Origin of the sequence: Streptomyces sp. NBC_00259 (assembly GCF_036181745.1) — a bacterium.
Classification (GTDB): Bacteria; Actinomycetota; Actinomycetes; order Streptomycetales; family Streptomycetaceae; genus Streptomyces; species Streptomyces pratisoli.
In genome coordinates, this window is sequence record NZ_CP108080.1 from 5132930 (window position 1) to 5158647 (window position 25718).

Consider the following 25718-nt stretch of genomic DNA (forward strand, 5'->3'; position numbering starts at 1 on the left):
CTCAGGGACGCCGGCGGGCATATCTGGTCGTAGCCCGTCCTACCCGGACCGGCCGGAAAGCAACCCTCCGCACCACCCGATCACCGCTGGACACGACGGCCGGGACGCGATACGGAAGGGCCCGGCGGGGCAGTCCCCCGCCGGGCCCTTCCGCAAGGTGTGGTCTAGAGCGCGCCGAAGCCCACGCGGCGCGTGGCCGGCTCGCCGATTTCGACGTAGGCGATACGGTCGGCCGGTACCAGCACCTTGCGCCCCTTGTCGTCGGTCAGGCTGAGCAGCTGCGCCTTGCCGGCCAGCGCGTCGGCAATCGCGCGCTCGACCTCCTCGGCGGTCTGAGCGCTCTCCAGAACGATTTCCCGGGGCGCGTGCTGCACGCCGATCTTGACCTCCACGGCTATGTCCCTCCGAACGGTCAGCGATGCGCGGTCAGCCGCGCCGTACCCAGCACACATTAGCCCGGTGAGGCGATGTCCCACGGACCAGCCGTGCACGCCCGCAGCGAACAGAGGTGACCGGAGCGGTCAGTGACCCTCGCCCTGGCCGTCGCCCGCGTGGAGCGGGAAGCCGGCGATGCCCCGCCACGCGAGCGAGGTGAGGAGCTGCACCGCCTTGTCGCGCGGGATGCCGGAATGGCTGGACAGCCAGTACCGGGCGACCACCTGCGACACCCCGCCCAGCCCGACGGCCAGCAGCATGGACTCGTCCTTGGACAGTCCCGTGTCCTCGGCGATCACGTCGGAGATCGCCTCCGCGCACTGCAGCGAGACCCGCTCGACCCGTTCGCGCACCGCGGGCTCGTTCGTCAGGTCGGACTCGAAGACCAGCCGGAACGCGCCGCCCTCGTCCTCGACGTAGGCGAAGTAGGCGTCCATGGTGGCGGCGACGCGCTGCTTGTTGTCCGTCGTCGACGCCAGGGCGCCCCGTACGGCCTGGAGCAGTGACTCGCAGTGCTGGTCCAGCAGCGCCAGATAGAGCTCGAGCTTCCCGGGGAAGTGCTGGTACAGCACCGGCTTGCTGACGCCGGCGCGCTCGGCGATGTCGTCCATGGCCGCCGAGTGGTATCCCTGGGCGACGAATACTTCCTGGGCCGCGCCCAGAAGCTGATTGCGTCTGGCACGGCGCGGCAGGCGGGTGCCTCTCGGGCGCGCCGCTTCTGTCTGCTCGATGGCTGTCACGCCGCCTCCCACGTTCGATGTCACAAGCACAGTGTTCCGTGCGTGCGTTCTGCGCTCGCGCCCGCCATCGTACTTTTGGGTAACCGTGATGTGCGCGGTGCGAGCGCAGAATTTCACGTACCGGACGCCCGCGGTAGCTGGTGATGACCGGGAATCCGAACAAATCAGCGGTAGTCGTCCTCGTCGAGTTCCACCACCCGGGCTTGTTCCGCCGCGTCCGCCTCGTTCGCCTCGCCCGGTTCGAGGCGGTCCAGCGGCACGTCGCCGCGCTGCTGGAGCTCGGTGTGCTGCTCGGCGGCATCCGCCTCCGGGGTTTCCTCGTCGAGCTCGTCCAGCTCGTCGAGCGTGATTGACCGGCCCTGATCGTCCTCTGCGAAGGTTTCCGGGTCCGTCGGGTCGACAGCCATCTGGATCCCTTTCCTGTGCGGCATGGGACAGGGTCGAGTTCCCCATATATGAGCCTAGAAGCAAGCTCTGCCCGACGCTATGCGATCTGTGACCGCGAACACAGGATGCGCCGCGTGATCGTCTCGTAACATTGCCCCCATGTCTTCGACCGAGCTGCCGGAAACCCGGGCCGCCGCACCGGCTCCGCGGGTACGGGCCGTACGGGTCGCGGAGGGCGAGGAGCTCCGCTCCGTCACGCTCCCCGGGCTGACGCTCACCGTGCGCGCCCGCCCACCGGCGCGCGCCGGACTGCCTCCCGCGCTCTACGTCCACGGGCTCGGCGGCTCGTCGCAGAACTGGACGTCCCTGATGCAGTGCCTCGAGGACACGGTGGACGGCGAGGCCGTCGACCTCCCGGGTTTCGGGGACTCACCACCGCCCGACGACGGCAACTACTCGATCACCGCCCATGCCCGCGCGGTGATCCGGCTGCTCGACGCGCGCGGCCGCGGACCCGTCCATCTGCTCGGCAACTCGCTGGGCGGCGCCGTCGTCACCCGGGTCGCCGCCGTCCGCCCCGACCTGGTGAGCACGCTCACCCTGGTCTCGCCCGCGCTGCCCGAGCTGCGCGCCCAGCGCAGCGCCTGGCCCACCGCGTCACTGGCCCTGCCCGGTGTCGCACCCCTCTTCCGGCGACTGACCAGGAACTGGACCGCGGAGATGCGGGTCCGTGGAGTGGTCGCCCTCTGCTACGGGGACCCCGGCCAGGTGACCGACGAGGCCCTCCTCCACGCCGTGGAGGAGATGGAGCGGCGGCTGGAGCTGCCGTACTTCTGGGACGTGATGGCGCGATCGGCCCGCGGCATCGTCGACGCCTACACACTGGGCGGGCAGCACGGGCTGTGGCGCCAGGCGGAGCGGGTGCTCGCGCCGACCCTGCTCGTCTACGGGTGCCGGGACCAGCTCGTCTCGTACCGTATGGCGCGCAGGGCGTCCGCCGCGTTCCGCGACTCGCGACTGCTGACCCTTCCGGACGCGGGTCATGTCGCCATGATGGAGTATCCCGAGACGGTCGCTCAGGCCGTACGGGAACTACTCGACGACAGCACGAGGAGCTGACCGGGGCGTGGGACGACACAGCCGCAAGGGCCCCGCACCCAAGGCCGACGACCCCAGGAACGCCGCCGGCGGCAGCGCCGGCACCACGACCACGCCCGCCGGATCCGGCTCGGGGCGGCGCCGGCGGTCCGGCGCCCCGCCCGAGCAGCACGCCGGGCCCGCGGCCTACGGCACGCCGGCGCACGGGGTGCCGCAGGTGCGCGGCGGCCACCCCGAGCAGTACGAGACGGGCGGAGGCTGGGGCGGCCCGCAGGGGGCCGGCCAGCGGTACGGCGACTGGCAGGGCGCCCCGCGCGGGCACACCAGCACCACGACCGGGCAGCACCCGGTGGTTCCGCCGCCCGGGCGCCAGGGGCCGCCGATAGGCGCCGGTGCCCGGATTCCCGGCCCGCGGCGCGAGTTCGTCGATGCCTTCGACGGCCCCGGCGCGCCCGGCAGCGGCGTCGGCACCGACGAGCGGGAGCAGGACCGGGACACCCGGTCCGGCTCCGCCGGCACGGCACCCGACGAGGAAACCCCCGCCAAGCACGGCAAGGGCCGTACGTTCACCGGCATCGCGGCCGCCGCCGTGACCACCGTCCTCGCGGTCGTGGTGGCCGGACAGGTCACCGACACGGGTGCGGACGCGACGGCCAGCCAGGCGGCGCAGGGCGGGAACCGGGGCGCGCTGGAGGATGCCTCGCGCTCGCAGCAGCGGGTGATCCCGCCCCAGCAGGCACCGGTCGCACCGGCGGCGCCGCTCACGTACGCGCAGTTGATGACCCGGCAGTTCCCGCTCGATCCCAAGCTGGGCGGCACCGGGAAGTTCGAGGCGGTGGCGGGCTTCGACAAGGCGCCGGGCAAGGGGCGGAAGGTCCGCTACCGGATCGACGTCGAGAAGAACCTCGGCCTGGACGGGAAGCTCTTCGCGGAGGCCGTCCAGAAGACGCTCAACGACGAACGGAGCTGGGCGCACGGCGGCGCCATGACCTTCGAGCGCATCTCCTCGGGGGAGCCCGAGTTCGTCATCACGCTGGCGAGCCCCAAGACCACGGCGACGTGGTGCGCCAAGTCCGATCTCGACACCACCGTCGACAACGTCTCCTGCGACTCCGCGTCCACCGAGCGTGTGATGATCAACGCGTTCCGCTGGGCCCAGGGCTCGGAGACCTACGGGGCCAAGGCGATGCTCGCCTACCGCCAGATGCTCATCAACCACGAGGTCGGGCACCGTCTCGGGCACGGTCATGTGAACTGCCGGACGCCGGGCGCCCTCGCCCCGGTGATGCAGCAGCAGACCAAGTCGCTCGACATCGACGGGGTCAAGTGCCGCCCCAACCCCTGGGTGCATCCGGAGAGCTGAGTCCGGGCAGCCCGCGGGCGCCCGTCCCCGACCGTCCGGTGGCCGGGACGGCCTTCTCGGGATCGGCGACCCTGCGCGTCGGCGTCGTCCGCGCCCGCGCCCTCGCCGTCGTACGGCCGCACGGGGCCCAAGCCGGGCTTCGCCATGGTCTGACGGAACGTGACGGAAACCGCTTGTAGCGCGACCGAACGCTACGAGAGCGGGAAAGTTACGTGCATTCACCCCTTCCGGTGGCGCGATGGACAACCGTCCGTCGCGCCACCGGCATATCCGCATAACGTCTTCCCGCCGCGAGCCGCCGGACCAAGGCGGCCGCACATACAGGAGATCGGGGGTGCGCTCGTGCGGATCGGACTGCTCACGGATGGTGGTTACCCGTACGCGACGGGTGAGTCCAGGCTCTGGTGCGACCGGCTCGTACGCGGGCTCGCGCAGCACGAATTCGACATCTACGCCCTCAGCCGCAGTGCCCGGCAGGAGGACCAGGGCTGGATCGAACTGCCGCCCCACGTCCAGCGCGTACGCACCGCACCGCTCTGGGCGCCCGAGGACGACGGCCGCACCTACGGGCGGCGCGAACGGCGCACGTTCGCCGGGCACTTCACGGCGCTCGCCACCGCCGTGTGCGGTGACGGCGAGCAGGACGGATTCGCCGACGGCCTGTACGGACTCGCCGAACTCGCCCGCGAACGCGGCGGACTGTACGCCGCGCTCCGCTCCGAACTCGCCGTACGCATCCTCGAACGCGCCTGCCGCGCCCCCGGCGCACGCCGGGCCGTGCACACGGCGGCCGTCCCCGACTACCTCGCCTTCACCGACCAACTGGAGCGTGCTCTGCGCCCGCTCTCGCTCGACTGGTACGGGGACGACTCGCTCGGCGCCGTCGACCTCTGCCATGCCGCGTCCGGCGGCACCGCGGCCCTGCCCGGGCTTCTGGCCAAACGCTTCTTCGGGGTTCCGCTGCTGGTCACCGAGTACGGAGTGCAACTGCGGGCGCACTACCTCTCGGCCCACGACGCGCCCCTCGGCGCTCCCGTCCGCGCCCTGCTCGCCGCCTTCCACGGGCGCCTCGCGTCCGAGGTGTACCGGCAGGCGTCCGTCATCACCCCCGGGAACACCCACGCCAGACGCTGGCAGGAGAAGTGCGGCGCCGACCCCGCCCGGCTGCGCACCGTCTATCCCGGCATGGACGCCGAACGCTTCACCGCGGTGGGGGAGGGGGACGACAGCGGCGACCCGCACACCCTCGTCTGGGTCGGCCGGATCGAACCGGCCAAGGACCTCATCGCGCTGCTCCACGCCTTCGCCGAGGTGCGGAAGGAGGAGCCGGACGCGCGGCTGCGGATCCTCGGCGCTCCCGTACAGGGGCCGGAGGCCGGCACGTACCTCGCGCACTGCAGGGCGCTGGCCGCGCAGCTCTTCCCCGACGAGGCCGCCGACGCGCACGCGGTCGGCGACAACCCGGTCTCCTTCGAGGAGGTCGGCGGCCCCGAGGCCCCCGACCTCGCCGACGCCTACGCCGCGGGCGCCGTCATCGTCCTGTCCAGCGTCGTCGAGGGCTTCCCGATCAGCCTCGTCGAGGCGATGTTCTGCGGTCGCGCGACGGTGTCGACGGACGTCGGCGCGGTCGTCGAAGTCATCGGCGGTACGGGGCTCGTGGTGCCCCCGCGCAACCCTCGGGCGCTTGCGGACTCCTGCCTCGCGCTGCTGCGCGACCCGGAGCGCCGTGCGCGGCTCGGCGCGGCGGCGCGCGCCCGGGCACTCGAACTCTTCACCGTCGAGCAGAATCTCGCCGCCTTTCGCGGCATCTACCTGGAGCTCATCTCCCACAGCCCGGTCCACCGCGACTCGGAGGCCGTCGACGTCGACGGCGAGCCCCTGCCCTTCGCCACGCCCGCTGAGGCCCACGTCCCCGGCCACTGGACCGGCGGCCGCACCCGCCCCCGCTGGGCGGGCCCCGCTCCCATGACCGCCGCGGCCGCCCCAGGAGGCCCCGATGCCTGACTCCACCGCCGTACCCGCCCCCGGCAGAACCACCGCCGGACAGCCGCCGGCATCCGAGCGCCGGACCGTCGCCGTGGCCGACGATCCGAAGCGGCCCGCCAGCCCCGGGGCATGGGACACCCGCTCGAAGGAACTGCTGGACAAGGATCCCGCCGCCGGCGGGTCCGGACGTGACCGGAACAAGGCAGGGCGCCGCGGCCCCGCCGACCCGGTGAAGGCGCTCATACACCGCCACCGCGAACTGTGCGAACGAGCCGTCGACCCCCTGGAGATCGCCGCCGGGCTGGAGGCCCACGGCGTCACCGACCGCACCGCCGCCAGGTTCCGGCACCGCGATGTCTTCTCGCTCGCCGAGGAGTTGTACGCCCGGGTGCCCCGCGGCGAAGCGGGCCCGCGGCCCGCCGCGGACGAGACCCCCGCCGCGCGCCCCGCGCACACCGCGGCCGTGCTGCTGCCGGGTGCCGTGGCCGTCCTCACCGCGGCGGGCCTGCGGTTCACCGACGGCGGCGCGTGGATCGCGGTCGGGACCGTCGGCGCGACAGGGCTCGCCCTGGCGCTGGCGTGGAGCCTGCGACGCGGGCCCCTTCGCGCCCCGGGGCGCACCGTGCCCGCCGCACGTCCTCTGGTGTGCTGGCTGGTGGCGTACGCGCTCCTCGGCGACGGGCTGCTGACCCAGCTCCTCGGCGGCGGCCCCGAAGGCCCCTGGCCCCTGACGCCCGGCCCGCTCGTGGGCCTCGCCCTCGCCGTCGCCCCCGCGGCCTGGACCGCCGGGTTCTTCTCCGCACGGGCCCGGCGCCGGCTCGACGGCAGCCGGGGACTCGAGGAGTTCGCCGCCGGCGCACGCCCCCTGCTCTTCGTGAGTATCGCGCTCCACGCCACCGCCCTCACCGGTCTGCTCGTGCTGACGTCCCTGCTGCTGCCCGTGGCACTGGCCCCGGCCGTCGCCCTCGGACTGCTGCTCCTCCTCGCCCGGCTGCTCACCGTGCACGGCTTCCCCCACGCCGCGGCGGCCGGCCTGGCCGCCGCCTGCGCCGGCGAAGCACTCGCCCTGGCCACCGTCGTCGGCGGTCGCCTCCCCGGCTGCGGCTTCCTCGCCCGGCCCGTCGAGGCCGTGGTCACCCACTGGGGCGCCGCCGCCGTGCCCGCCCTCTGCTGCGGCGCCGCCGCTCTCGGGCTGCTGGTCCATGCGGCAGCAGCGCTCTCCCGGGCCTCGGCCCACACCACATGACGCCCCCACGCGCCCCCCACACGCACCCGCGGAGCCGACGCCGCGGGCGTACCCACCACAGCCCCATCCCATCGAGGAGACGAACGACGATGACCCCGCACCACTCAGCACCGGCCCGTCGGCCCCGAGGAGCCGCGCGATGAGGGTGCTGCTGCTCGGAGCCAATGGCTTCCTCGGCCGATTCGTCGCCGACCGGTTGCTGGCCGACCCGGCCGTGCACCTCACCGCGTTGGGGCGCGGCGACGACGCCGACGTACGGTTCGACCTCGCGGGCGGCAGCCCCGGAGCCCTCACACGGTTCCTGGACGCCGTCCACCCCGGAGTGGTGGTCAACTGCGCCGGTGCCACCCGCGGTGGCGCCCGCGACCTCACCCGGCACAACACCGTGGCCGTCGCCACCGTGTGCGAGGCCCTGCGCCGCAGCGGCTGCGAGGCCCGGCTCGTCCAGGTCGGCTGCGCCTCCGAGTACGGGCCCTCGCAGCCCGGCTCGTCGACCGCCGAGGACGCCGTGCCCCGCCCCGGAGGCCCGTACGGAGTCTCCAAGCTCGCCGCGACCGAGCTGGTGCTCGGCTCGGGACTGGACGCCGTCGTGCTGCGGGTCTTCTCGCCCGTCGGCCCCGGCACCCCCGCCGGATCGCCGCTGGGCCGGCTCGCCGAGGCCATGCGCCGTGCCATGCAGTCCGGCGACGCCGAGCTGAAGCTCAGCGGCCTCGGCGTCCAGCGCGACTTCGTCGACGTGCGGGACGTGGCGCGCGCGGTGCACGCCGCCTCGCTCTCCGCCGCCCAGGGCGTCGTCAACATCGGCACCGGCCGTGCGGTCCGGCTGCGTGACGCCGCCGCCGTACTCGCCAGGGTCGCCGGCTACGCGGGCGCGCTCCATGAACTCGACAGCTCCCCGGTCCGCCCCGGCCACCCGGTCATCGGCGCCCCGCGCGGCCCCGAGTCCCTCACCGAGCAGCTGGGCGCCACGCCGTACCCGTACCCCGACGGCTGCGGCAGCTGGCAGCAGGCCGACGTACGCACTGCCCGGGACCGGCTCGGCTGGCGGCCCCGGATCAACCTGGAGGAGTCCCTCGCGGACATCTGGATGGAGGCGGCATGCCGCATCTGATCAGCACGGACCTCGCACTCTCCGCCACGGGCGCCGACCGGCTCGGCTTCGGTGTCCCCGGCTACGCCCACCCCCTGCTCGCCCCGGTCGAATGGGCCGAGCTGACCCGGCCGGGCACCCCGCTGCACTGGGCCGTCCTCAATGTCGCGAACGGACCCGGCAGCCGGCCCGACCCGCACTGTCTCGAAGCGGCGGGCAGGCTCACCAACGCCGGTGTCCGGGTACTGGGCCATATCGATCTCGCGCACGGCACCCGCACCTTCGGCGAGATCGTCTCCGACGCCCACCGCTACCTGGACTGGTACAAGGTCGGGGGATTCCTGCTGGACAACTGCCCGGTCGAGCGCGAGGACCTGCACCACGTACGGCGCGCCACGGCCACGCTGGAGGCCGTCCTGGACGGCGGTCACCTCGTCCTGGGGCACGGCAGCCACCCCTATCCCGGGTACGCGGAAGTGGCCGACCAGCTCGTCACCTTCTCGGGGCACTGGACCGACTACCGCTGGTCGCAGGTGGCTGAGTGGACCGCCGACCATCCGCCCGAGCGCTTCGCGCACTTCGTGTACGGAGTGCCGCGGACGCATCTGGACGAGGCGATGCGGATCGCCCGCTGGCAGGGAGCGGGAACGATCTTCTTCACCGACCGCAAGGGAAGGGGGCCGGGGCAAAGCGGAGCATTCGACGCGTTGCCCGGCTACTGGGACGAAATCGTCTCGCGGATTGGACCGGGTGTCTCGGAATGAGAAGGTGCGTGGCAGTGTTACAGCGAGAACACCCGTACTGACGCAACCCACCAACGGAGTCCCCGTGTCGCTGCCACCCCTGGTCGAGCCGGCTGCCGAGCTCACCGTAGACGAGGTCCGCAGGTACTCCCGCCACCTGATCATCCCGGATGTCGGGATGGACGGACAGAAGCGGCTGAAGAACGCCAAGGTGCTCTGTGTGGGCGCCGGTGGCCTCGGCTCGCCGGCGCTGATGTACCTGGCCGCGGCCGGTGTCGGCACCCTCGGCATCGTGGAGTTCGACGAGGTCGACGAGTCGAACCTGCAGCGGCAGATCATCCACAGCCAGGCGGACATCGGCCGCTCCAAGGCCGAGTCCGCGCGTGACAGCGTCAAGGGCATCAACCCGTACGTCAACGTGGTCCTTCACGAAGAGCGGCTCGAGGCCGAGAACGTGATGGACATCTTCAGCCAGTACGACCTCATCGTCGACGGCACGGACAACTTCGCCACGCGCTACCTGGTGAACGACGCGTGCGTGCTGCTGAACAAGCCCTATGTGTGGGGCTCGATCTACCGGTTCGACGGCCAGGCGTCCGTCTTCTGGTCCGAGCACGGTCCGTGCTACCGCTGCCTGTACCCGGAGCCCCCGCCGCCGGGCATGGTCCCCTCCTGCGCCGAGGGCGGCGTGCTGGGCGTGCTCTGCGCCTCCATCGGCTCCATCCAGGTCAACGAGGCCATCAAGCTGCTCGCCGGCATCGGGGACCCGCTGGTCGGGCGACTGATGATCTACGACGCCCTGGAGATGCAGTACCGCCAGGTCAAGGTCCGCAAGGACCCGGACTGCGCGGTCTGCGGTGAGAACCCGACCGTCACCGAGCTCATCGACTACGAGGCCTTCTGCGGCGTCGTGTCGGAGGAGGCACAGGAGGCGGCCCTCGGCTCGACGATCACTCCCAAGCAGCTCAAGGAGTGGATCGACGACGGCGAGAGCATCGACATCATCGATGTCCGTGAGCCCAACGAGTACGAGATCGTCTCCATCCCGGGCGCCCGGCTGATCCCGAAGAACGAGTTCCTGATGGGCAACGCCCTCCAGGGCCTGCCGCAGGACAAGAAGATCGTCCTGCACTGCAAGACGGGTGTCCGCAGTGCGGAAGTCCTCGCCGTGCTCAAGTCGGCGGGCTTCGCGGACGCGGTGCACGTCGGCGGTGGAGTGATCGGCTGGGTCAACCAGATCGAACCGGACAAGCCGGTCTACTAGACCAGCAGCGCTTCTGAAGCAGGGGCCGGCCCGGCAGGGGCCGGCCCCTTCGCGTACGCCCGCGAAGAGGCGCACACCGGGTGCCGGAGCGGAGCTAACCGCACGTCCCGCCGTCCGCCGGAACCTTGCCGTCCAGCAGGTAGTCGTCCACGATCTTCGCGACGCACGTGTTGGACGGGCTGTAACCGCCGTGGCCCTCGCCCTTGTTGGTGAGCAGGACGCCGACGCCCTTTCCGAGGGCGTCCGCCATGCGGCGTGCCCCCTCGTAGGGCGTCGCCGGGTCGCCGGTCGTGCCCACGACCAGGATCGGCCCCGCGCCCTTCGCGCTCGCGTCGGTCGTGTCCCGCTCCCCGGGCACCGGCCACTGCGCGCACCAGCCCGCCGTGTCCCAGGCCAGGAACGGGCCGAACACCGGGGATATCTTCCTGAACTCCGGCAGCAGCGCCTTCGCCTGCGCGGGCGTCGGGCGCTGCTTGGTGTCCACACAGGAGATCGCCCGCTGCGAGTGGCTCTGCGTGCCGTAAGTGCCGCTCTCGGTGCGGTCGTTGTAGGCGTCGGCCAGGGCCAGCAGCTTGCTGCCGCGGCCGCGCCGCTCCGCCTCCTCGAGGCCCTCGGTGAGATCGGGCCACATGCTCTCCGAGTAGAGCGACAGGACGATGCCGGTGAGTGCGAGGCTCTGATTCAGCTCACGGTCGTCGTCGGCGGGCAGCGACTTCCTGTCGATCCGCGCCAGCAGCGCCGCTATGCGCGCCGTGCCTTCCGTGGCGTCCTCACCCCTGCTTTCGAGGTAGTTGTCCAGGGCGCGCTGGAAGCCGGTGGTCTGGTTGCGCGCGTGACCGAACGCGTCCGCCGTCGGATCGACCACCGCGTCCAGCACCGTCCGCCCCACGTTGCCCGGGAACAGATGGGCGTAGGTGCCGCCGAGCTGCGTGCCGTACGAGATGCCGAAGTAGTTGAGCTTGCGGTCGCCCAGGACATGGCGGACGAGGTCCATGTCACGGGCGGCGTTCGCCGTGCCGACGTGTGCGAGGAGCTTGCCGGCGCGTTGCTCGCAGCCCTGCCCGAAGTCCTTGGCGTCCTCGAAGTAGGCCGCTTCCTCGGCGGCGGTGTCAGGGGTGAGATCGACCCGGGTCGCGGCATCCTCCATGCCCGCGTCGTTGCGGCAGACCACGCCCGAACTCTCCGACACGCCCCGGGGGTCGAAACTGACCAGGTCGTAGCGGGAGTTGAGCTTCTCGTACTCCACGGAGGCGCGGGGGAGCAGACCGACGCCGGAGGCGCCGGGGCCGCCGAAGTTGAACAGCAGGGAGCCGAGGCGCCTGCCCTTCCCCTGTGCCGGGCGGCGGATCAGCGCGATGGAGATCGTCTCGCCGTCCGGGGCGTCGTAGTCGAGCGGCACCTTCACCGAGGCGCAGGTCCAGCCGTCCTCGCCCTCGCAGGGCTTCCAGTCGGGCCGCTGCTTCGCGAGCGCGTCGGGCAGCCCCCGCGCGGCGTCGCCCTCCTGCACCGGAGTGGCCGGCGGTGTGTCCCCGCCCTTGCCGCCCGCCTCGGGACCGCCGCCCGTGTCACAGGCCGTCAGCGCCCCGCCGGCCAGTGCCAGCGCGACGGCTGCCGCCACCGACCTCGTACGCAAGGACATCCCGGCCCCCCTGGAGAATCAACCGACCCGTTCCACTGATCCGCCATCCTAGGTGCCGCAACCGACAGTGACTCCGGGCCCCTGCGCAAGCGCCGCTACCGACAGACGGTCCCGGCGGCCGGAACCTTTCCTTCCAGGAGGTACTGGTCCACCGCGCCCTGCACACAGGTGCTTCCGCCGTTGTAGGCGCCGTGCCCCTCGCCCTCGTAGGTCAGCTCGATGCCGACGCCCTTGCCGAGCTCCTCCGCCATCGCCTTGGCGCCCGCGTACGGGGTCGCCGGATCCCCGGTGTTGCCGATCACGACGATCGGGGCCGCGCCCGGCGCGCTGACATCGGGCGTCTCCCACTCTCCGGCCACGGGCCACTGGCTGCAGCTCAGCAGGCCCCAGCCGAGGTAGTCGCCGAACACCGGCGAGGTCTTGCGGAACTCGGGGAGCTGGGCCTTCGTCTGCTCCAGCGTGAACCTCTCCTTGAAGTCGACGCAGTTGACGGCCGCGTTGGCCGCCTGGAGGTTGCTGTACTGGCCCTCCCTGTTGCGGCCGTTCAGCGCGTCGGACAGGGCGAGGAGCAGCGCGCCGTTGCCGCCGTCGGCCTCGTCGAGTCCCTGTTCCAGCAGCGGCCAGTACTCCTTGGAGTAGAGGGCCTGCGCGATGCCGTTGGTCGCCTGGGTCTGGGTGAGCATGCGGTCGCCCATCCCGCGGATCGGCTTCTTCTCCAGCCGGTTCTGGAGATCGATGATGAAGTCCTGGATCTCCTCGGGTGTGCTGCCCGGCAGCTGGCAGGCGTCGCCGCGCGCGACGCAGTCCTTGGCGAAGTTGGTGAGCGCCAGCTGGAAGCCTCTGGCCTGGCCGAGCGAGCCCTCCTCGTAACTGCTGGTGGGGTCGACCACGGCGTCGAAGACGGCCCGTCCCACGTTCTTCGGGAACAGGTGCGCGTAGACGCCTCCGAGTTCCGTGCCGTAGGAGATGCCGAAGTAGTGGAGTTTGTCGTCGCCGAGGACCTGGCGCATCAGATCCATGTCCCGGGCCGCGTTGACGGTGCCGACGTGCGGCAGGTCCACGCCCGAGTTCTTCTCGCAGCCGGAGTCGTACGTACGGAGGTTGTCGGTGTACGCCTTCTCCTCCGCGGGGGTGTCCGGGGTTGCGTCCTGGGCGTAGTACGTGTCGAGCTCCCGGTCGCCGAGGCATTCGACGGGCTGGCTGCGGCCGACGCCGCGCGGGTCGAAGCTCACCAGGTCGTAGCGGGCGCGCAACTTCTCGAAGTCGCCCGCCGCGGCGGGCAGGGTGCTGACGCCGGAGCCGCCGGGACCGCCGAAGTTGAAGATCAGCGAGCCGATCCGCCGGGCCTGGTCACGGGCCTTCGCCCGGATGAGGGCCAGCTCGATGGTGTCCCCGTCCGGCTGCGCGTAGTCGCGCGGCACTTCCATGAACGAGCACTCCCACTTGGTGCCGCCGGGCAGTGGCGAGGGAGCGGTGCCGCCGCCCTCCGCCTCCGAGGGGGCCGGGCACGGCTGCCAGTCCAGGGTCTGGGCGCCGAGGTCCCGGTCCCGTTCCTCGCCGCCGCTGTCGGCGTCGCCGTGGGAGCAGCCGGCGGTGACGAGGATCATGGAGGCGGTCGCGGCGGCGAGCACGGTGCCGGCGCGCCGGACGACGCCGCCGCGGCGCCACACGGCGTCTCGGCCGTCGTCGTCGCCCGCGTCGGTGCTGCCCTCGGGGCGGCCGGTGGGGGAGGTCGGCATGACCCCATCCTGCGGCGCGGCGCTGTGGTCCGCCTGTCGGCGGCGGACCGTACGGGTGAACGGCGCCCTGGACCTCGGGGACCGCCGGGTCCCGGGCGCCGTCGCGGAAGGACGGTTGCTACAGGGACCCCTTGCGGGTGAGCTGGTTGAAGGCCACCCACCCCGGCAGCACCGGCAGCCACAGCGTCATCAACCGGTACAGCAGCACGGCCGGAGCGGCGACCTCCGGCGGCAGACCCACCGCGATCAGACCGAACGTCAGCGCACCCTCCACCGCGCCCACGCCGCCCGGCGTCGGCGCCGCCGACCCGAGCGCGTTGCCCGCCAGGAAGACGACGGCGATGCTGGCGTAGCTCAGCTGCTGATTGCCGTTGTCGAAGGCCCGGATGGACGCGTCCAGACACATCACGAACGCACCGGTCAGCAGCAGCATCCCGCCGATGCCCGTGATCAGCTTCATCGGCCGCTGGAGGACGTCCAGCATGCGCGGCACCACCCCGACGAACAGCGACCTGAGCCGCGTCGCCACGAACTTCCGCATGAACGGAATCGCGGTCACCACCAGCACCAGGACCGCCACGGTCAACAGACCCGCGATGACCGTCCTCGAAGGCGTGAACGTGGACGTCTCCTCCGTACCCGTCAGGTAGCCGAAGGACAGCAGCAGCAGGATGTGCGCGCCGAGACCGAAGAGCTGGGAAGCCCCGACGCTCGCCACGGCCAGTCCTGGGCGGACGCCGGAGCGCTGGAGGAAGCGGGTGTTCAGCGCGACACCGCCGACCGCCGCCGGAGCGACGATCTTCACGAACGACCCGGCGACCTGCGCGACGACGGTCCGCAGGAAGGACACCCGCTCCGGCACGAAGCCCAGCAGGCTCATCGCGGCCGCGAGGTAGCTCAGCGCCGAGAACAGGACGGCCGCGGCGACCCAGCCCCAGTGGGCCTGCATGACCACGCTGAGGTTGGTCTTGGTGAGCTGCGACAGCAGGAAGTACGCGGCGATGGCTCCGGCGATCAGACTGACCAGGGTGCGGGGCCTGATCCGCTCCAGCCGGGCCGGCTCGACCGGTGCCTGCGGCCGGATCAGCAGCACCTGGTGCCGGATCTGGGCGAGCAGATCCTCCTCGCGGGCCTCGTCGAGGGCCTCGTCCATGGCCCGCTTCTCGGCCTGTTTCTCCGCGCGCACGGACTTGCGGGCCGTCTTCCTGTCGCCCGCGGTGCCGGTGACGGACTCCTCCGCCCTCGCCTGCCTGGTCGATTCCGCGGCCGACAGCACCGCCTCGCGCTCGCGCTGCGAACGCTCCCTGGCGAGCCGTCGCAGCGTGGCCCGGGTGGAGCGGCTGAGCGCGATCGGCTGGAGCAGCGGAAGACAGTCCGCGACCGCGTCGGGACCCAGCACGTCGACCGCCGCGGCCACCGCGCGCTCGGCTCCCACCCGCAGACCCAGGGTGGTCAGCAGCTGTGCGATGTCCATCCGCAGCACCACGTCGCCGGCCGCGATCTCCCCACCGCGCAGATCGGTCAGTACGACGGTGCCGGAACGATCCACCAGAATCGCGTCCCCGGTGAGCCTGCGGTGCGCGATACGGCGCGACTGCAGCGCCCGCACCTGCCGGAACGCCCCGTGGACCACGTCGTCGGTGATCTCCTCGTCCGCCATGGAGTCCAGGGAGCGGCCCCCGAGGTGCTCGTACACGAGCATGACGGCGTCCGGGCCGAGCTCCGACGTGGCGATCAGCCTGGGCGCGTTGGCCCCGGCGGCGATCGCCGCGTACGCGAGCAGCGCCTCCTGCTCCAGGGCCTGCCGCAGCGACTGGATGGAGCGGCGCGTGGTGATGCCCCGCAGCGTCAGCCGGCGCCACACCCGGTAGAAGTAGCCCTGCGCCTGCTGTTCACGGTCGACGACGGTGACGTCGAGCGGAGGGCCGTCCTCCAGGGTGACGAGGTAGCGGCGGCCACGATCGCCCTGGTCGGCCGAGTCCGGTACGTCCTCGGCCCGCATCGCGGTGACCGGGCGGAAACCGACGTGGCGCAGGCCCGCCAGGAGGGTCTGGCCGGTCGGCCGTACGTTCGGGGAGCCGACGGCGTAGAGCGTGCCGTAGGCGACGGTCCAGCCGATCAGCACGGTCAGAATGATCGAGAAGGGTGTGGTGTAGCCGGCGACGAGCATCGCGAAGGCGTCGAGCAGGAGCACGCCCCAGAGCGCGACGCGCCAGCGCGGCCGTCTCGCCATGCCGACCGCGGTCATGTAGGCGATCACGGGGGCGAGGTAGCCGTGGACGGGATCGGTGAGACCGCCGCCCGTGGCGGGCTGGGTCAGCGCGTCCTGGATCTGGCCCGGCGCGGCCTCGGCGACCCAGAGGTCGGTGGCGAGGGTGACTCCGTGGGCCAGCACGGCGGCGAGGACGCCGTCCGCGATCCGCAGTCCGTCCCGTTTGATCAGCCGCTCGATGGCGAAGGCGACGGGGACGAGCAGGACGGCGATGCTGGACATCAGACCGGCGACCTTGACCAGCAGGTCGGGTGCCTGGCCGGTGCCCTTGGAGATGTCCGATTCGAGACCGGTCGTGGTGCCGTGGGCGAAGGCGGCGAGGGCGAGGACGACGGCGATCGCCAGGGTGCCGGTGAGCAGCCGGGTCAGATCGGAGGGGCGGTGCACACGGGCGGGGAGGAGGGGCTCGTCCCCGGAGACGCGGTCGATGTGGGCCACGTCGTCGTCTCCGCCGTCGCAGGCGCCGTCGCCGTGCCGCCGGTCACGCTCTCCGTGCCGGTGCCCGGTGTCCGCGTGGCCGTGCTCGGGGTCCGCCTGCCGGTGCCCGGCGTCCTCGGGGTGCGAGGGGGCGGAGGGCGCCGTGTGATCCGTGTGATCCGGGTGATCCGCGCGCTCACTGTGCGGTTCGGCGGCTTCCGGGCGTGACTCGGAGCCGGGGGTGCTCGCCGCCGCGGCGGGCTGCACGCCCAGCTCGTTCGTCGTGTCCGTCTCTTCTTGATCTCGTATCACCAGTCACCGCCCGGACGATGGTGGCATGGCGAACCGGCGCACGGTGGCATCAGGGTGCGACGCGGGGGTGCGTGGTGTACACGATGCACCTCTTTGTCCAGATGTGTTCCTTGAGCAACGCTCGCGGCCCGCTGTCCGTGCCATGGTGCAAGATGGGCCGGATGAGCGAGGAAGTGCCGGAACTGCCGGAGTACGCGGAGCGGGTGCTCGAGGTCGCCGAGCACATCCCGCCGGGCCGGGTCATGACGTACGGGGACGTCGCGGAGTGGCTCGGTGAGGGCGGGCCGCGCCAGGTCGGCCGGGTGATGGCGCTCTACGGAGGGGCGGTTCCGTGGTGGCGCGTGGTCCGCTCGGACGGCGTGCTGCTCTCCGGCCACGAACTGAGCGCGCTGCAGCACTACCGCACGGAGGGCACCCCGCTGCGGCAGGCTCCGCGCGGCGCCGAGGACCATGTGCCGCGCCTCGACATGAGGCGGGCGCGCTGGGACGGCGGCGCGGCCGCATCGGCCACGACGGACGGAAGGGCTCACACCTGACAGCTTCCGCCATTCGGCGGTGCGATGAGTCGTCCGGGACTCGTTCGCGGCTTGCGGCCCGGTCCTGAGCGGACCGTCTGCGACGCGGTCGCCCGCGGGCGTAGCGTCACCACCGCCGGCGGCGCCCTCCGCGCCACCGGCTCCCTCGACCACCGGCCGTCCAGGCCGCCACCGTCGTCCCGGCCGTCCGCGCCTTCGCACCGGCCCCGTCGTCTCCACCGTCAGCACACCCACCAGGACCGGCGATCCACGTGAGCTCCTCCACTTCCACCGGGCGTACCCCGCACCGACGGGTGCGGCAAGGGGCTTCCCCGCGCCCGCAGGAGCACAGGGGGAGGATCCCGGGCGCGTACCGACTGGTGCGTACCTCGCCGGGCCCGGTGGATCCCCCTCTCCTGGACGCGTCCCAGCGCGAGGTGGTTGACCATGACCACGGGCCTCTTCTCGTGCTCGCGGGGCCCGGGACGGGGAAGACGACGACGCTGGTGGAGGCGGTGGCGTCACGGATCGCGCGCGGCGCGGATCCGGAGCGGCTCCTGGTGCTGACCTTCAGCCGCAAGGCGGCGGTCGAACTGCGCGACCGTACGGCGGTGCGGCTCGGCGGCGCCCGGGCGCCACAGGCCACCACCTTCCACTCGTTCTGCTACGCCCTGGTCCGCGCGCACCAGGACGCGGATCTGTTCGCCGAGCCGCTGCGGCTGCTGTCCGGTCCCGAGCAGGACGTGGCGGTACGCGACCTGCTGGCGGGCCAGCTCGACCTGGAACGGGAAGGCCGCGCGGGGGCGGGCTGGCCCGCCGAGCTGCGGGCCTGCCTGACCACACGCGGCTTCGCGGACGAGGTACGGGCCGTGCTCGCCCGGAGCCGTGAGCTGGGCCTCGGCCCGGACGCGCTGGCGGCCTTCGCCCGGCGTACCGGACGGCCCGACTGGAAGGCGGCCGCGGCGTTCCTCGCCGAGTATCTGGACGTCCTGGACCTGCAGGGCGTCCTCGACTACGCCGAACTCGTCCACCGCGCCGCACTCCTCGCCGAAGGGCCGGGGACGGGGGAGCGGCTCGCCGAGCGGTACGACGCCGTCTTCGTCGACGAGTACCAGGACACCGACCCGGCCCAGGTCCGGCTGCTGCGGGCACTGGCCGGGGGCGGCCGCACGCTGGTCGCCTTCGGCGACCCCGATCAGTCGATCTACACGTTCCGAGGCGCCGATGTGAACGGCATCCTCGACTTCCCGGGAACCTTCCGCCGCGCCGACGGGCGCCCGGCTCCGGTCGCGGTCCTCACGACGTCCCGCCGTTCGGGGGCCGAGCTGCTGTCCGCGACCCGCGTGCTCACTCGGCGCATGCCGCTGACCCGGCTGCCCTCGGACAAGGTCCGCGCGCACCGGGAGCTGGCCGCGGTCCGCGCGGGCGGCCGCGTCGAGGCGTACACGTACCCCACCGCCTCCACGGAACTCGACAACATCGCGGACATCCTCCGCCGCGCCCACCTGGAGGAGGGTGTCTCCTGGAACGAGATGGCGGTCCTCGTCCGCGCGGGCAACCGCAGCCTCCCCGCGACCCGCCGCGCCCTCACCTCGGCCGGCGTCCCGGTCGAGACGGACGGCGACGACATCCCCCTGCGTCACGAGCCGGCGGTCGCGCCCCTGCTGACCGCACTCCGCGTGGCCGCCACGCCGACGGCGCAGGCCGCTGCGGAAGACGCTGCCGGTTCCGCCGGGCGGTCGGTGGCCGCGGAGGATGCTGCCGGGCAGCCGGAGGCCGTGGGGGACACCCCCGGTCCGGCCGGGCAGCCGGAGGCCGCGGGGGACACCCCCGGTCCGGCCGGTCAGCCGCCCGAGGCGGGGCAGGCCGCGGGTTCCGCCGGACAGCCGGTGGACGCGGCGGCACCGGAGCCGTCGCCGCCCGTGGAGTCCACGGGCCCGGCCGCCCCGGGTGCCGTGGCGCCCGCCCCCCGGACTCCCGAGGGCGCACCGGAGCAGGAGACCCGGCTCGGTCCCGACACCGCCATCGCCCTGCTCACCTCTCCCCTCGGCGGCATGGACACGGCCGACCTGCGGCGTCTGGGACGCGCCCTCCGCGACGAGGAGCGGGCCGCGGGCAACCGTGTGCCGCCGCCCTCGGACGTGCTCATCGCCCGCGCTCTCGCCGAACCCGAGCGGTTCACCGCCCATGACCCCGCCTACGCCCGCGGTGCCCAGCGGCTGGGCGTGCTGCTGCGCAAGGCGCGCGAGCTCCTCGACGGCGGGGGGACCGCGGAGGAGGCCCTCTGGGAGCTGTGGACCGGCACCCCCTGGCCGCAGCGCCTGGAGCGGGCCGCCCTGCGCGGTGGCGCGGCCGGCCGCAACGCCGACCGCGACCTCGACGCCGTCTGCGCCCTGTTCGACACCGCCGCCCGCGCGGAGGAGCGCACCGGCGGCCGCGGCGCCCTCAACTTCCTGGAGGAGCTGGAGGCCCAGGACATCGCCGCCGACACCCTCAGCCGCCGCCCCGAACGCCCGGCCGCCGTCCGCCTGATGACCGCCCACCGGTCCAAGGGCCTCGAATGGGGCCTCGTCGTCGTCGCCGGTGCCCAGGAAGGACTCTGGCCCGACCTTCGCCGCCGCGGCTCCCTCCTCGAAGCCGACCGCATCGGCCACGACGGGCTCGCCGAACCCCTCACCCCGGGCGCGCTCCTCGCCGAGGAGCGCCGACTGTTCTACGTCGCCGCGACCCGTGCCCGTGACCGCCTCGTCGTCACCGCCGTCAAGGCACCCGCCGACGACGGTGACCAGCCCTCCCGCTTCCTCACCGAACTCGGCGTCGAGCCGCGCGACGTCACCGGCCGCCCACGCCGCCCGCTCGCCGTGGCGCCCCTCGTCGCGGAACTGCGCGCCACCACGGTCGACCCCGACGCCTCCGCCGCGCTCCGCGACGCCGCCGCCCGCCGGCTCGCCCGGCTCGCCGCGCTCACCGACGACGAGGGCCAGTCCCTCGTGCCCGCCGCCCACCCCTCCCGCTGGTGGGGCCTGTACGACCCGACGCACAGCGGTGTGCCGCTGCGCGACCGCGACCACCCCGTCACCCTCTCCGGCAGCGCCCTCGACCAGCTCGCCAACACCTGCGCGCTGCAGTGGTTCCTGGGGCGCGAGGTCAAGGCGGACGCCCCCGCCACCGCCGCCCAGGGCTTCGGCAACGTCGTCCACGTCCTCGCCGACGAGGTCGCCTCCGGCCGTACCCCCGCGGATCTCGACGTCCTCATGGAACGTCTCGACTCGGTCTGGGACGCGCTCGCCTTCGACGCCCCCTGGAAGTCCCAGCAGGAGAAGGGGCAGGCGCGCGTCGCGCTCGAACGCTTCCTCCGCTGGCACGTCATGGACCGCGACGGCCGCACGCCCGCCGCGACCGAGCACGACTTCGACGTGACCCTCGAAGCGGGCGCCTACGAAGTGCGGATCCGCGGCTCCATGGACCGCGTCGAACAGGACGAGCAGGGCCGCGCGTACGTCGTCGACTTCAAGACCGGCAAGCAGGCGCCGACGAGGGACGAGGTCGCGCACCACCCCCAGCTCGCCGTGTACCAGCTCGCCGTCCGCGAGGGCGCCGTCGACGAGGTCTTCGACGGCCGCCGCCCGGCACCCGGCGGCGCCGAACTCGTACAGCTGCGCCGGCCCGCCCCCCAGAAGGAGGGCGGGGAGAGCCTCCCGCGCGTCCAGTCGCAGGAGCCGCTCAGCGGCGAATGGGTCGGCGAGCTGCTCGCCACCGCCGCGGGCCGCGTCCTCGACGAACGCTTCACACCGAGCACCGGATCGCAGTGCGACCACTGCGCGTTCCGCTCCTCGTGCAGTGCCCGGCCCGAGGGGCGCCACGTCGTCGAATGACGGCGGACACGTCGTCGAACGACGGCGGACCGGCCTGGGAGAACACCGCTTCGCCCTATGGCGTGAATCACGCTCTTGCCGTGCATCCATTCGGGTGCCTGGTGAGTCCCATGGGTCGGCATAAGCGAGAGATAAAGCTTCAGAGGAAATGGGGACACGGTGACCAACCGGAAGATTCTGGTCACGGCGGTGCTGTGCGCGACAGCCGCCGTCGGTCTGACCGCCTGTGGTGGCGAGAAGGACAAGGGCGGCGCCGACAAGCCGGGGAGCTCCGCCCCGTCGCCCAAGGCACCGGTGGACCCGTTCGCGGGCCTCACGGCGGACCAGATCGCCGACAAGTCGCTGGACATCACCAAGGCCGCCGACTCCGTCAAGGTCAAGGGTCTCGACTCGTCGGACAAGGACCCGATGGAATTCGACCTCGCCATCTCCGAGAAGGGGGACTGCGGGGGCACCATGGGCTCCAAGGGCGCCAAGGCGGAGATGCGCAAGGTGGGCGGCCCCATGTACATGAAGGGCGACGACAAGTTCTGGGAGCAGTCGCTCAAGGAGGACGGCTCCTCGGCCGAGGAGATCGCCGCCGTGAAGGAGCTGTTCAAGGGCCGCTGGATCAAGATCCCCGCCGAGGAGGTGGACAAGGAGGAGATGGGTGCCCTGTGTGACTTCGACGCCCTCGTGGAGCCTGCGGACAGCGCCAAGACCGGCCTCACCAAGGGTGCGGACGCCGATGTCGACGGCAAGAAGGCCGTCGTGCTGACCAAGAAGGACGGCGCCGAGACGTTCACCTTCTACGTGGCCAAGGAAGGCGAGCCCTACCTGCTGAAGTTCACCAGCGAGGGCGGCAAGGAGCCCAAGTCGGCGGCCTTCTCCGACTTCAACGCCCCCATCACGGTGACGGTTCCGCCCGCCGACCAGGTCGTCGACCCCTCGAAGCTGGGCGGCTGACCCGCGGGCTGAGCACGGACGGGGACCACGGGCGGCAGGCGCTGTCAGTGGTCCCCGTTAGCCTCTCTGGGGTGTCCGCACGCATCACCGACCCCGAGCAGCTCAAGGAGCTCCTCGGCATCCCGTTCACCCCGGAGCAGACGGCCTGCATCACCGCACCGCCCGCCCCGCAGGTCATCGTGGCCGGAGCCGGTTCGGGCAAGACGACGGTGATGGCCGCACGGGTGGTGTGGCTCGTGGGCACCGGCCGGGTCGCCCCCGAGCAGGTCCTCGGTCTGACCTTCACCAACAAGGCCGCCGGAGAGCTCGCCGAGCGCGTGCGAACGGCGCTGGTGCGGGCCGGAGTCACCGACCCGGACACGATCGACCCCGACAACCCGCCGGGCGAGCCCCGAATCTCGACGTACCACGCCTTCGCCGGACAGCTCCTCACCGACCACGGCCTGCGCATCGGCCTGGAGCCGACCGCGCGGCTCCTCGCCGACGCCACCCGCTTCCAGCTCGCCGCGCGAACGCTGCGCGAGGCCCCGGGGCCCTACCCCGCGCTGACCAAGTCGTTCCCCACCCTGGTCAGCGAACTGCTCGCGCTCGACGCCGAGCTTGCCGAGCATCTCGTGGCTCCCGAGGACCTGCTCGCCCACGACTCCAGGCTCCTGCGCACCCTGGAGTCCGCCAAGCTCACCAACGCGGACCTGAGGAAGGTCCCCGAGGCCGCGGCCGCCCGCCGTGAGCTCCTCGACCTCGTCGTCCGCTACCGCGCGGCCAAGCGCTCCCGCGACCTCCTCGACTTCGGCGACCAGATCGCCCTCTCCGCGGAGCTCGCGCGCACCCGCCCCGAGGTGGGCCGCATCCTGCGCGACGAGTTCCGGGTGGTTTTGCTCGACGAGTACCAGGACACGTCCGTGGCCCAGCGGCTGCTGCTGTCAGGACTGTTCGGCGGGGGCAGCGGCCATCCCGTCACCGCCGTCGGCGACCCCTGCCAGGCGATCTACGGCTGGCGCGGCGCGTCCGTGGCCAACCTGGACGACTTCCCCGAGCACTTCCCGTACGCGGACGGCAGCCCCGCCACCCGCTACTCGCTCAGCGAGAACCGGCGCAGCGGTGGCCGCCTCCTCGGCCTCGCGAACGGCCTCGCCGAACCCCTGCGCGCACGGCACGAAGGCGTCGAGGCCCTGCGTCCCGCGCCGGGCGCCGAGCGCGACGGCACCGTACGGATCGCGCTGCTGCCCACCCACGCCGAGGAGATCGAGTGGCTCGCCGACTCGATCGCCCATCTCGTCCGCACCGGCAAGGAGCCGGGCGAGATCGCGGTCCTGTGCCGTACGGCGGGGGACTTCGCGGGGATCCAGGGCGCCCTCGTGGCCCGCGACATCCCGGTGGAGGTCGTCGGGCTCTCCGGGCTGCTGCATCTCCCCGAGGTCGCCGATCTGGTCGCCGTCTGCGAAGTCCTCCAGGACCCGGGCGCCAACGCCTCGCTCGTGCGGCTCCTCACCGGACCGCGCTGGCGCATCGGAGCCCGCGACCTGGCCCTGCTGGGGCGCCGCGCCCGTCTCCTCGTCCACCGCGCCAAGGACGACGGGGCGGACCCCGACGAGCGGCTCGCCGCGGCCGTCGAAGGCACCGACCCGGCCGAGGTGATCTCGCTCGCCGACGCGCTCGACACCTTCCTGGAGCAGGCCGGAGCGGACGACGGGCTGCCGTTCTCCGCCGATGCCCGGATCCGCTTCGCCCGACTCGCCACCGAACTGCGCGAGCTGCGGCGCTCGCTCGCCGACCCGCTGATGGACGTGCTCCACCGCGTCCTGGGCGCCACCGGCCTGGACGTGGAGCTGTCCGCCTCACCACACGCCCTGGCCGCCCGCCGCCGTGAGACGCTCGCCAACTTCCTGGACATCGCGGCCTCCTTCGCCTCGCTGGACGGCGAGGCGAGCCTGCTCGCCTTCCTCGGCTTCCTGCGCACGGCCGCGCAGTACGAGAAGGGCCTCGACAACGCCCTGCCCGGTGGGGAGAACACGGTGAAGGTGCTCACCGCCCACAAGTCCAAGGGACTGGAGTGGGACGTCGTCGCGGTCCCCGGACTGGTCGCCGACCAGTTCCCCAGCACCCGCTCCCGGGAGTCCTGGACCTCCCAGGCGAAGGTCCTGCCCCATGTGCTGCGCGGCGACGCCGACACCCTCCCCGACGTCACCTCTTGGGACGCCAGGGGACTCAAGGCGTTCAAGGAGGACATGAGGGACCATCAGCACACGGAGGAACTCCGCCTGGGCTATGTGACCTTCACCCGCCCCCGCTCCCTCCTCCTCGGCTCGGCCCACTGGTGGGGTCCCACCCAGAAGCGCCGCCGCGGCCCCTCCGCCTTCCTGCACGCCCTGTACGACCACTGCGCGGCGGGTCACGGCGAGATCGAGGCCTGGACCGAGGAGCCGGAGGAGGACGCGGAGAACCCGGCCCTGCAGGAGAAGGCGGCCGAGCAGGCCTGGCCCCTGCCCCTGGACCCGGCGGCGCTGGCCCGCCGCCGCGCGGCCGCCGACCTGGTGCTCGCGCACCTGGACTCCGCCGCGGTGCAAGCGCCGGGCCGGCTGCACGAGCCGGAGCGAGCGAACGACCCGGAGCGGTTGCACGAGCCGGAGCCGTCGCACGACCCGGAGCCGCCCCTGGACGATCTCTGGCCGGAGGACGAACAGGCGTGGGCGGACGAGCAGGCCTGGTCGGAAGAGGAGACGTGGGCGGGCGAAGAGCCGTGGGACACCGAGCCGGCGTCCGGTGCGGACCATCCTGACGCCGAGGACGCCGAGGACGCCGAGGACGCCGAGGACGCCGAGGACGGTGCAGGCGCGTTCGCGCGGCCCGGTGAGGCCGGTGCCCGGCCCCGCCTCCCCGCGCAGCGCGCCGAGCCCCTCGCGCCCGAGGACGCCAGGGTCATCGCCTCCTGGGACCGCGATCTCGAAGCCCTCGCCGGCGAGCTCCGCCGCGCCCGCGCGTCCGTGCGCGACGTGCCCGTACCGGCGTCGCTGTCCGCCTCCCAGCTGCTGCGGATCGCCGCCGACCCGGACGGCTTCGCGCAGGAACTGGCGCGCCCCATGCCCCGCCCGCCGCAGCGGGCCGCCCGCCGTGGCACCCGCTTCCACGCCTGGGTCGAGTCGCGCTTCGAGGAGCTGCCGCTACCCATGCTGGGGCCCGACGAGCTGCCCGGGAGCGATCCGGACGAGGCGGGGATCGCGGACGAGCGCGACCTCGCCGTGCTCAAGGAGGCCTTCGAGCGCACCCCGTACGCCCACCGCGTCCCCTACCGGCTCGAGGCGCCCGTCCAGCTCACCCTCGCGGGCCGCGTCATCCGGGGCCGTATCGACGCCGTCTATCGCGACGAGGCCACGGGGACGTTCGAGATCGTGGACTGGAAGACCAGTCGTGCGCGCGACGCGGACCCGCTCCAGCTCGCCGTCTACCGCCTCGCATGGGCCGAGCAGCACGGCCTCCCGCCCGAGTCCGTCGCCGCCGCCTTCGTCTACGTACGCACAGGAGAGGTCGTCCGCCCCGACGGCCTGCCCGGCAGGGCGGCCCTGGAGCGCGTCCTCCTGGGTGACCGCGTGCCCGAGCCGGTCCCCGACCGGGCGGCCGGAGGACCCGCCCCCGGAGCCGGATAGGCTCAAGG

At 72.8% G+C, this 25718-nt stretch carries 17 protein-coding genes; 11 read left to right on the forward strand and 6 right to left on the reverse strand.

Translation table 11 applies throughout. From position 1 onward, the window contains the following. Positions 1–164: 164 nt before the first annotated feature. The 3 genes from OG766_RS23375 to OG766_RS23385 form a co-directional block, all read right to left on the reverse strand. Positions 165–392 (reverse strand): DUF3107 domain-containing protein, encoded by a 228-nt coding sequence (locus tag OG766_RS23375; protein WP_266382692.1) that lies wholly within the window; start codon positions 390–392, stop codon positions 165–167. 129 nt (positions 393–521) lie between these two features. Then, positions 522–1175, reverse strand: coding sequence for a TetR/AcrR family transcriptional regulator (locus tag OG766_RS23380; RefSeq protein WP_266382694.1), 654 nt, complete (start codon positions 1173–1175; stop codon positions 522–524). 164 nt (positions 1176–1339) lie between these two features. After that, entirely contained in the window at positions 1340–1582 is a 243-nt protein-coding gene (locus OG766_RS23385) for a hypothetical protein (protein WP_328726131.1), read from the reverse strand. A 139-nt stretch (positions 1583–1721) separates the two neighbouring features. On the opposite strand from OG766_RS23385, the gene OG766_RS23390 reads away from it, so the two are divergent. From OG766_RS23390 to moeZ, 7 genes are all read left to right on the forward strand, one after another. Further along, complete coding sequence (locus tag OG766_RS23390) at positions 1722–2681, forward strand: alpha/beta fold hydrolase (RefSeq protein ID WP_266382698.1); 960 nt, start codon at positions 1722–1724, stop codon at positions 2679–2681. 7 nt (positions 2682–2688) lie between these two features. Beyond that, positions 2689–4023: a DUF3152 domain-containing protein gene (locus OG766_RS23395; protein WP_328726132.1), complete on the forward strand. Its 1335-nt coding sequence runs from the start codon at positions 2689–2691 to the stop codon at positions 4021–4023. A gap of 342 nt (positions 4024–4365) precedes the next feature. After that, positions 4366–6027 carry a DUF3492 domain-containing protein gene (locus OG766_RS23400; protein ID WP_266382702.1) on the forward strand — a complete coding sequence of 554 codons (1662 nt, stop codon included), beginning with the start codon at positions 4366–4368 and terminating at the stop codon, positions 6025–6027. Next, positions 6020–7255 carry a hypothetical protein gene (locus OG766_RS23405; RefSeq protein ID WP_328726133.1) on the forward strand — a complete coding sequence of 412 codons (1236 nt, stop codon included), beginning with the start codon at positions 6020–6022 and terminating at the stop codon, positions 7253–7255. Before OG766_RS23400 ends, OG766_RS23405 begins: the two co-directional genes overlap by 8 nt. A 139-nt stretch (positions 7256–7394) precedes the next feature. After that, entirely contained in the window at positions 7395–8366 is a 972-nt protein-coding gene (locus OG766_RS23410; RefSeq protein WP_266382704.1) for an NAD-dependent epimerase/dehydratase family protein, read from the forward strand. Further along, positions 8354–9109, forward strand: a complete 756-nt coding sequence (locus tag OG766_RS23415; protein WP_266382706.1) for a spherulation-specific family 4 protein — start codon at positions 8354–8356, stop codon at positions 9107–9109. Before OG766_RS23410 ends, OG766_RS23415 begins: the two co-directional genes overlap by 13 nt. A 64-nt stretch (positions 9110–9173) precedes the next feature. Further along, positions 9174–10352: an adenylyltransferase/sulfurtransferase MoeZ gene (moeZ, locus tag OG766_RS23420; protein ID WP_266382708.1), complete on the forward strand. Its 1179-nt coding sequence runs from the start codon at positions 9174–9176 to the stop codon at positions 10350–10352. Between the two features lie 94 nt (positions 10353–10446). On the opposite strand, the gene OG766_RS23425 is transcribed toward moeZ, so the two are convergent. The 3 genes from OG766_RS23425 to OG766_RS23435 all read right to left on the reverse strand — a co-directional run bounded on the left by OG766_RS23425 (position 10447) and on the right by OG766_RS23435 (position 16686). Next, the gene (locus tag OG766_RS23425; RefSeq protein ID WP_423247091.1) at positions 10447–11991 is read right to left on the reverse strand and encodes an alpha/beta hydrolase; all 1545 of its coding nucleotides are present in this window, start codon (positions 11989–11991) and stop codon (positions 10447–10449) included. Positions 11992–12086: 95 nt separating this feature from the next. Next, positions 12087–13730: an alpha/beta hydrolase gene (locus tag OG766_RS23430; RefSeq protein WP_423247092.1), complete on the reverse strand. Its 1644-nt coding sequence runs from the start codon at positions 13728–13730 to the stop codon at positions 12087–12089. Between the two features lie 118 nt (positions 13731–13848). Continuing rightward, on the reverse strand, positions 13849–16686 hold the full coding sequence (locus OG766_RS23435; RefSeq protein ID WP_423247196.1) for a lysylphosphatidylglycerol synthase domain-containing protein: 2838 nt from the start codon (positions 16684–16686) through the stop codon (positions 13849–13851). Positions 16687–16883: 197 nt separating this feature from the next. Between OG766_RS23435 and OG766_RS23440 the strand changes: the two genes are divergently transcribed. From OG766_RS23440 to OG766_RS23455, 4 genes are all read left to right on the forward strand, one after another. Further along, the gene (locus OG766_RS23440; RefSeq protein ID WP_423247197.1) at positions 16884–17267 is read left to right on the forward strand and encodes an MGMT family protein; all 384 of its coding nucleotides are present in this window, start codon (positions 16884–16886) and stop codon (positions 17265–17267) included. A gap of 251 nt (positions 17268–17518) precedes the next feature. Then, on the forward strand, positions 17519–21121 hold the full coding sequence (locus OG766_RS23445) for an ATP-dependent helicase (RefSeq protein WP_328726135.1): 3603 nt from the start codon (positions 17519–17521) through the stop codon (positions 21119–21121). Between the two features lie 159 nt (positions 21122–21280). Continuing rightward, entirely contained in the window at positions 21281–22066 is a 786-nt protein-coding gene (locus tag OG766_RS23450) for a hypothetical protein (protein ID WP_328726136.1), read from the forward strand. Between the two features lie 71 nt (positions 22067–22137). Next, positions 22138–25710 carry an ATP-dependent DNA helicase gene (locus OG766_RS23455; protein WP_328726137.1) on the forward strand — a complete coding sequence of 1191 codons (3573 nt, stop codon included), beginning with the start codon at positions 22138–22140 and terminating at the stop codon, positions 25708–25710. Positions 25711–25718: the final 8 nt, after the last annotated feature.

Bases quoted from the DNA above. Each gene is read 5' to 3' on its own strand.
- OG766_RS23385 (WP_328726131.1), bottom strand. From the start codon at position 1,582: ATGGCTGTCGACCCGACGGACCCGGAAACCTTCGCAGAGGACGATCAG.
- OG766_RS23390 (WP_266382698.1), top strand. From the start codon at position 1,722: ATGTCTTCGACCGAGCTGCCGGAAACCCGGGCCGCCGCACCGGCTCCG.
- OG766_RS23405 (WP_328726133.1), top strand. From the start codon at position 6,020: ATGCCTGACTCCACCGCCGTACCCGCCCCCGGCAGAACCACCGCCGGA.
- OG766_RS23410 (WP_266382704.1), top strand. From the start codon at position 7,395: ATGAGGGTGCTGCTGCTCGGAGCCAATGGCTTCCTCGGCCGATTCGTC.
- OG766_RS23415 (WP_266382706.1), top strand. From the start codon at position 8,354: ATGCCGCATCTGATCAGCACGGACCTCGCACTCTCCGCCACGGGCGCC.
- OG766_RS23425 (WP_423247091.1), bottom strand. From the start codon at position 11,991: ATGTCCTTGCGTACGAGGTCGGTGGCGGCAGCCGTCGCGCTGGCACTG.
- OG766_RS23430 (WP_423247092.1), bottom strand. From the start codon at position 13,730: ATGCCGACCTCCCCCACCGGCCGCCCCGAGGGCAGCACCGACGCGGGC.
- OG766_RS23440 (WP_423247197.1), top strand. From the start codon at position 16,884: ATGGGCCGGATGAGCGAGGAAGTGCCGGAACTGCCGGAGTACGCGGAG.